The organism is Polynucleobacter sp. 35-46-11, assembly GCF_002281105.1.
This window is the reverse complement of record NZ_NCFJ01000114.1, coordinates 1-6,461: the sequence shown is the minus strand read 5'-3', so window position 1 is coordinate 6,461 and position 6,461 is coordinate 1. Positions and strand designations below refer to the sequence as shown.

Here is a 6,461-nt window from a genome sequence, read left to right as displayed (position 1 = left end):
GGCGATAAAAATTGATGTAAGAGGTAGCCATGCGCCCCATGCAATTCGATCCCATCCACACCAATGCGCTCAGCACGCTGCGCCGCAACAACAAATGCTGCAATCAGTTCTGCCAACTCCGTTCCAGAGAGTTCATGAGGCAAGCGTTCATCCTTCAACTGAGGAATAGCTGAAGGGGCAAGCGTATCCCAGCCACCCTGCTCTTTAGAGAGCAGTTGCCCGCCTTCCCAGGGGGTGGCGCTAGAAGCTTTTCGGCCAGCATGCGCCAACTGGATGAAAACAGGGGTTGCTGGTGCCAGCTTACGAGCCCTGCTCAGCTTGTCCTTGAGAGCGGCCTCCGTACGGTCATCCCATAAACCAAGGCAGGCAGGGGTAATGCGCCCCTCTGGCGTCACACCAGTGGCCTCAATAATGAACAAGCCTGCCCCGCTATTCAGGAGATTGCCCCAGTGCATTAAATGCCAATCCTGAGCCTCGCCATTCACAGCCGAGTATTGGCACATGGGCGCCACTACGATGCGATTGGGGAGCTTTAAATCGCCCTTTGGTGAGCTCAGCGTGTAACTTGAAAATAGAAGACTCATTTAAATGCCCTTGGATCCTGAACAGCGAAAAAGTAATGAAAGCGATAAAATAGAAATGGTAGGATAAACGAGGCTATAAACTTTTGCGGATATCAGGTCGCCCAAGTATGTAAACCCAAAAAACTAGAAAAAATATTAGGCAAAATCTATGAGCACACCACAAGCCTTTGAATCAAAAGAAGATATTGGTCATTTTGTTGACGGTAAAGTCGTCAACCCCAAAGACGGTCGTTTTGCCGATGTCTTTAACCCCTCAACTGGAGCAGTCGCTAGACGGGTTTCTTTAGCCAGCCGCAAGGATGTTGACGCTACCGTGGCAGTTGCCCAAAAGGCTTTTGAAAGCTGGAGCCAAACCTCCCCATTGCGCCGCGCACGTATCATGTTCAAGTACCTTGAGCTACTCAATGCCCATCGTGATGAATTAGCTGCCATTATTACTGCCGAACACGGCAAGGTATTTACTGATGCCCAGGGTGAAGTCACGCGCGGTATTGATATAGTTGAATTTGCTACCGGCATTCCAGAACTGCTAAAAGGTGATTACACCGAGCAAGTCTCTACCGATATTGATAACTGGGTCATGCGTCAGCCTTTGGGAGTAGTTGCTGGTATTACCCCATTTAACTTCCCCGTGATGGTGCCAATGTGGATGTTCCCGGTAGCCATTGCTTGCGGTAATACCTTCATCCTGAAACCAAGCCCAACCGATCCTTCAGCTTCCCTGTTGATGGCCAAGCTCTTAAAAGAGGCGGGTTTGCCTGACGGTGTATTTAACGTTGTTCAGGGCGACAAAGAAGCTGTAGATGCCTTAATTGAAAATCCTGATGTCAAAGCAGTCAGCTTTGTAGGCTCAACCCCAATTGCTAACTACATTTATGAGCGTTGCGCACACTTTGGCAAGCGTTCACAGGCATTGGGTGGCGCTAAGAACCATATGGTTGTCATGCCCGATGCAGATATCGATAAAACGATTGATGCTTTGATTGGTGCTGCCTACGGTTCTGCTGGCGAGCGTTGCATGGCAATTTCTGTAGCCGTTTTAGTTGGCGATGTTGCAGAGAAAATCATGCCAAAGCTGATTGAGCGCACCAAGACCTTAAAGGTCAAGAACGGCATGGAACTCGATGCAGAAATGGGCCCAATCGTTACTAAAGCCGCCTTAGAGCGCATTACTGGCTATATTGAAAGCGGTGTAGCTTCAGGCGCCAAGTTACTCGTAGATGGTCGCGGATTAAAAGTACCTGGTCATGAGAATGGCTTCTTTATTGGCGGCACCCTGTTTGATAACGTCACTCCAGAAATGAAGATTTATCTAGAAGAAATCTTCGGCCCAGTCTTGTCTTGCATGCGAGTAGCGAACTTTACCGACGCATTGAATCTGGTAAATGCTTGCGAGTACGGTAATGGTGTTGCTTGCTTCACAAGCGACGGCAATATTGCCCGTGAATTTGCCCGTCGCGTTCAGGTGGGCATGGTTGGTATCAACGTACCTATTCCAGTACCAATGGCTTGGCATGGTTTTGGCGGTTGGAAGAAGTCCCTCTTCGGTGATATGCATGCCTACGGCAAAGAAGGTGTTCGCTTCTATACCAAGCAAAAGAGTGTGATGCAGCGCTGGCCTGAGAGTATTGCCAAAGGCGCAGAGTTTGTCATGCCAACTTCGAAGTAATGAATACTGCGATAGCTACCTATCAGTAACAATAGCGGCCTTTGGGTCGCTATTTTTTTATCACGATCCTATGGCTTAGAGATTAAGCAGGAATAAAGTAGCGCCGCTCAATGGCGCGAGCAAATAAGACAATCACCGATACCAAGGCTAGGTAAACCAAGGCAGCTAAAAGATAGGCTTTAAAGAACTGAAAGTTTGTTGCAGCCAATTCTTGTATGCGCGCAAAGAATTCGGTGTACTGAATCAAGAATGCAACCGAACTATCTTTTAGATTCGCAATCACTTGATTAGTGAGGGCTGGAATAGAAAAGCGAATGACCTGCGGCAAAGTAATGAACTTAAAAATCTGCAGCGGGCTAAAGCCCTGTGCACTTGCTGCCTCAAGTTGAGTCTTGTCTAAACCATTAAAGGCAGTCTTTAAATACGCTGCATTGTAGGCAGCCACATTGAAGGTAAAACCAATAAAAGCCACCGTAAATGGAGATAGTCGAACACCCCATTGCGGTAAGCCGTAATACATTAAGAACAGCAAAACGATTAAGGGCATTCCGATAAAGAAGGAGATATAAGCATTGATGGCGCTACGTACATACTGATTTTTACTGAGGGTGTGATAAAACACCACAATGCCCAAAAGCAAACCTGAAACACTAATCAAGCCGGCTAATTGCAAAGTCTTCACCAGCCCAGTCAGAATTAAGGGCATCTGCTCCGTGAGATCACGGATAAAGGATGGCCATCCTCCCATCAACGCTTTTCCTCTGCACCAAAGAAGGCTTTGATCTCTGGATCAGCATGCTTGCTCAAAGTATCAATCCGATCATCAGCACGAATAACGCCACGGTCTAAGAACATCACTGTATCTGCTATATTGCGCGCTAAGTTGAGGTCATGTGTAACGCAAATCATAGTGATGCCCTCGCCATGCAAGCGATTAATTAAATCGGCGACATCTCTAGACATCACAGGATCCAATGCTGAAGTAGGCTCATCGAGGACTAAGACTGCCGGATCCATAGCGAGCGCCCTTGCAATGGCGACTCGCTGCTTCTGCCCACCAGAAAGCTGCGAGGGGTATTTGTCTTGATGTGGCGTCATCTCAAAATGAGATAACTCAAATAAAGCCTTTTCTTTTGCCTCTGCTTTGCCCATGCCATGCAGCTTGCGCAAACCCAATGAGACATTATCTAAAACAGTCAAATGACTATACAAAGCGAACTGCTGAAATACGAAACCAATTTGCTTGCGCAACTCTCGCACATCAACATCAGGTCCCAACACCTCGCTACCCCTAAATACGATCGATCCTGAAGTGGGTTCAACCAAGCGATTGAGGCAGCGCAATAAAGTAGACTTACCAGAACCAGAGGCGCCCATCAAAACGCGGACCTCCCCCTCATTGAGATCGAGATTGATCTTGGAAAGGACTGTTTGTCCGCCAAACTCCTTAACCAAATCCCTCACTTGAATTAACGCCACAAAATTACCCCTTTGAATAATGTCATCTTGGTAGTCATGCTGGACTCATCCCCGGAATTTGATAGCGTTTAGCCAACAACTGAACGCCGAGCAAGCAAATTCTATAAATCACAAAATAGAGAATGCCCACTGCTAGATAGACTTCAATACCCCGCAGCGTTGTCGAGGTCAAGGTCATGGCTTGCTTGGTAATCTCCGGGATCCCAACGGTGTAAGCAAATGGCGAATACTTTAAAACTGAAGTGAACTCATTGACCATGCCTGGAATCGAGAATCGCAACATCTGCGGTATCTCGATAAATCTGAGAACCTGAATACGCGTCATCCCCATTGCCTGCGCTGCAGTTACTTCGGCGGGATCGACTGAGTTATATGCACCCCGAAATACTTCAGCTAAATAGGCGGAAGCCACTAGACCCAAACTCAGCGCCATAGCCATCAAGGGTGGGACTTTAAAACCAATCCCCGGCAATCCAAAGTACACCATAAATAGTAAAACCAAAACCGGCACACCCCTAAATACATAGGTATAACTGTCAATCAGCGGAATGAGCCAAGGAATATCCATACGACGCAGGCTTGCTAGAAATAAACCCACCACTAAACCGGTTGCAGAGCAAACGAGTGTTACCAGCACCGTATAAGAAATGCCCTGAGCTAACTGGGTAAGAATATCCAGAAAAGTCACAGGGCAGGCTTTCGACTACTAGTTAAGACCTTGATCAGCAGCGTTTATTTCATCCACTTATCTAGGATGGCTTTAATTTTTTCTGGACCAAGTTCATTGAGGTATTTATCAAAGTCGTCACGCAATTTAGAGCCTTTAGCAAAAGCAAAGCCCAACTTATCAAAGCCTGTAAACACATAGCTACTCTGAATTGGTAACTTCAACTTGTTCTCATAATTAAGAAATACGGGCTCTTCAATAAAAGCCAGATCAAGATTGCCATTTTGCAGGTCGGTGATCACCTCAGCATATGAGGGATACAGTTTGACCTTGCTCAGGGAGTAGTAGCCCTTTGGCTCCAACTCATTCTTAATCAGATCATCGTAGGCCATGCCGCGTGGATAGCCGATGGAGTATTTCTTAAGTTGATTCAAATCCGTGATTTGGATATTTTTATTCTTCATGCTGACGAGATGCCAAGCATTGTCATAGTAAGGCTGGGAAAAATCCATTACCTCTTTACGCTTGTCTGTAATAGAAATGCCAGAGAAGGCAACATCTGCTTGGCCGCTAGAAACAGCACCCAACATTCCAGCCCAATCATAAGGAGTCACCTTCAAAGTGCAGCCGCGAGACTGGCAGTAGCCCTGGAAAATATCCATATCTGCACCAATGATCTGCCCCTTATCATCAAACAGCATGGGGGGAGATGCGGGGGAAACAGCAACCTTAATTTCTTTGGAATCAGAGGACTTGGAGCAAGCCACAACAGTGAGCGCTAGAACAGCAGCAAACAGCGCCAGAAAAAAGCGTTTCATAAATACATCTCCTATCCTGATCAATGGTTACACCCAGACTTTGGGTGCACACTAAGTATAGGGGAATTAGGGCTGGACTGGCTACTGCAGCGTGTTTTTAAAGGCAGGTAACATGGGCATCGCCATGACCTCAATTCCTTCATCGCGTAAAGCCTCAGCCTCATCTAGAGTAGTTTGACCACGAATACTCCGCTCAGGAGATTCCTTATAGTGAATTTTGCGGGCCTCTTCTGCAAACGCGCTACCTACATCCTCAGAGCGCCCCATTAACTCACGCATACCCTTTAAAAAGGCTGCCTGTACCTGTGCCTCTAATTGAGAATGATCGCTTCCAGTCAGGGCAACCACATCGCCGCTGATTGTGCTGGCAACACCGCTAGCATCTACTGATCCAGGGCTGGTAACAGTCAATTCAGTTGAAGCGGGCATTTCCTTGCTGGAGCCCGATTTAGCAATATGTGGGGCAGATGGCATCCGGGTAATCTCGGTGCTATCGCAAATAGGGCAGGCAAGCATTCCCTTGTCTTGCTGGGCAAGACAATCCTCCTCAGAGGCAAACCATCCCTCAAAGCGATGATCCATTGGGCAAGCGAGGTTATAAACTTTCATAAGACCTATATAGGGACAAAATTGCTAAATTCAATATCTCTATTTTAATAGGATTACGAAATTACCCTGGAATAGGCGTGGGGCTCACTAGGCCACGTCGATAACGGTCTAGCCAGTAAGTTGCAATCGTTGTCTTTACATCTGTAATTTCACCCTGCTCTACCCAATCTAATAATTGCTCTAAAGAGGTGGCAAATACGTCTAAAAACTCTTCATCATCGAGACGGCTTTTCCCAGAGGTCAGACCTTCAGCGAGATAGATGTCAATAAATTCTGTCGAGTAGGAAATCACTGGGTGGATGCGACGGATAAAACTCCATTTGCTAGCGGAATAACCTGTCTCCTCTTCTAACTCTCGCTGGGCACACAATAATCGATCTTCCCCAATCTCCAACTTGCCCGCAGGAATTTCAATGCAAGCTTTTGCGATTGGGTAGCGATATTGACGCTCCATCAGCACCCTACCATCATCTAAGATAGCCAAAATCGCAACTGCACCAGGGTGCGTCAGGTATTCACGCACTGCTTGATTGCCATCAGGCAAGCTGACTTGATCACGCTTCATATTCAAAAAGATGCCGCCGTAAATATCCTCACCAGATAAGCGCTCTTCTCTCAAATGAGCATCTCCAATT

The 6,461-nt window shown here is 46.9% G+C and carries 7 protein-coding genes and 1 pseudogene; 1 reads left to right on the top strand and 7 read right to left on the bottom strand.

Going from position 1 to position 6,461, the window contains the following annotated elements:
* Positions 1–584, bottom strand: a pseudogene (locus B7Y67_RS09320) (oxidoreductase); the annotation flags it as partial.
* A 148-nt stretch (positions 585–732) separates the two neighbouring features.
* Between B7Y67_RS09320 and B7Y67_RS09315 the strand changes: the two are divergent.
* On the top strand, positions 733–2,253 hold the full coding sequence (locus B7Y67_RS09315; RefSeq protein WP_293598405.1) for a CoA-acylating methylmalonate-semialdehyde dehydrogenase: 1,521 nt from the start codon (positions 733–735) through the stop codon (positions 2,251–2,253).
* A gap of 82 nt (positions 2,254–2,335) precedes the next feature.
* Here B7Y67_RS09315 and B7Y67_RS09310 read toward each other — a convergent pair whose 3' ends face one another.
* The 6 genes from B7Y67_RS09310 to B7Y67_RS09285 all read right to left on the bottom strand — a co-directional run bounded on the left by B7Y67_RS09310 (position 2,336) and on the right by B7Y67_RS09285 (position 6,460).
* Complete coding sequence (locus B7Y67_RS09310; RefSeq protein WP_293598404.1) at positions 2,336–3,001, bottom strand: amino acid ABC transporter permease; 666 nt, start codon at positions 2,999–3,001, stop codon at positions 2,336–2,338.
* Positions 3,001–3,732, bottom strand: a complete 732-nt coding sequence (locus B7Y67_RS09305) for an amino acid ABC transporter ATP-binding protein (protein WP_215303365.1) — start codon at positions 3,730–3,732, stop codon at positions 3,001–3,003. Before B7Y67_RS09305 ends, B7Y67_RS09310 begins: the two co-directional genes overlap by 1 nt.
* A gap of 34 nt (positions 3,733–3,766) precedes the next feature.
* Entirely contained in the window at positions 3,767–4,420 is a 654-nt protein-coding gene (locus B7Y67_RS09300; protein WP_215387664.1) for an amino acid ABC transporter permease, read from the bottom strand.
* A 44-nt stretch (positions 4,421–4,464) separates the two neighbouring features.
* Positions 4,465–5,217 carry a transporter substrate-binding domain-containing protein gene (locus B7Y67_RS09295; protein ID WP_215303362.1) on the bottom strand — a complete coding sequence of 251 codons (753 nt, stop codon included), beginning with the start codon at positions 5,215–5,217 and terminating at the stop codon, positions 4,465–4,467.
* 81 nt (positions 5,218–5,298) lie between these two features.
* A complete protein-coding gene (locus B7Y67_RS09290) occupies positions 5,299–5,826 on the bottom strand; it encodes a DUF1178 family protein (RefSeq protein ID WP_215303361.1) in 528 nt (175 codons plus the stop codon).
* Between the two features lie 61 nt (positions 5,827–5,887).
* Positions 5,888–6,460 (bottom strand): NUDIX domain-containing protein, encoded by a 573-nt coding sequence (locus tag B7Y67_RS09285; protein WP_293598403.1) that lies wholly within the window; start codon positions 6,458–6,460, stop codon positions 5,888–5,890.
* Position 6,461: the final 1 nt, after the last annotated feature.

Coding starts and splice junctions, on each gene's coding strand:
- B7Y67_RS09315 (WP_293598405.1), top strand. CDS start 733: ATGAGCACACCACAAGCCTTTGAATCAAAAGAAGATATTGGTCATTTT.
- B7Y67_RS09310 (WP_293598404.1), bottom strand. CDS start 3,001: ATGGGAGGATGGCCATCCTTTATCCGTGATCTCACGGAGCAGATGCCC.
- B7Y67_RS09295 (WP_215303362.1), bottom strand. CDS start 5,217: ATGAAACGCTTTTTTCTGGCGCTGTTTGCTGCTGTTCTAGCGCTCACT.
- B7Y67_RS09290 (WP_215303361.1), bottom strand. CDS start 5,826: ATGAAAGTTTATAACCTCGCTTGCCCAATGGATCATCGCTTTGAGGGA.